Genomic DNA, 645 nt, shown 5'->3' on the forward strand with positions numbered 1-645 from the left:
GCGGCCCGCGTCGCCGCATCCGGCCTCGGCGTCACCGTGCTCGAGGCGGCCGACGCGGTCGGCGGCCGCCAGCGCACCACGAGGTCGACGGCTTCCGCCTCGACCGCGGCTTCCAGGTGCTGAATCCGGCGTACCCGGCGGTGCGTCGCTGGGTCGACGTCGACGCCCTCGACCTGCGGAGGTTCCCGGTCGGCGTCGCGGTTCGCAGGGCGACGGGGGCGGATGCCGCGGTGCTCGCGCACCCGCTGCGGCATCCGGGCTCACTGGCGGCCACGCTCCGCAGTGGGCTGCTGGCGCCCCGCGACCTCGCCGCCGTCGTACGTTGGCTCGCCCCGGTGATCGTGCGACCGCGCTCGGTGATCGCCGGACCCGACCGGCCCCTCGCCGAGGCCTGGGACCGCCTCGGCCTGCGCGGCCCGCTCCGCACCGAGGTCCTCGAACCGTTCCTCGCCGGCGTCCTCGCCGACGACCGCGGCGACACCTCCGACGCGTTCGTGCGCCTGCTCATGCGCATGTTCGCACTCGGCGGGCCCGGACTGCCCGCCGCCGGTATCGGCGCGTTGCCCGCGCAGCTCGCGGCGGCGGCGCGCGTCGCCGGAGCGGAGGTGCGCACGGGGGCCGTCGTCGAGCGGATCGGACCGCGCC

At 77.8% G+C, this 645-nt stretch carries 1 pseudogene; it reads left to right on the plus strand.

The features are described 5' to 3' along the window. Positions 1–116: 116 nt before the first annotated feature. Positions 117–645 (plus strand): annotated as a pseudogene (locus tag ESO86_RS18220) (NAD(P)/FAD-dependent oxidoreductase); the annotation flags it as partial.

Source organism: Agromyces binzhouensis, assembly GCF_004135055.1.
Taxonomy (GTDB): domain Bacteria; phylum Actinomycetota; class Actinomycetes; order Actinomycetales; family Microbacteriaceae; genus Agromyces; species Agromyces binzhouensis.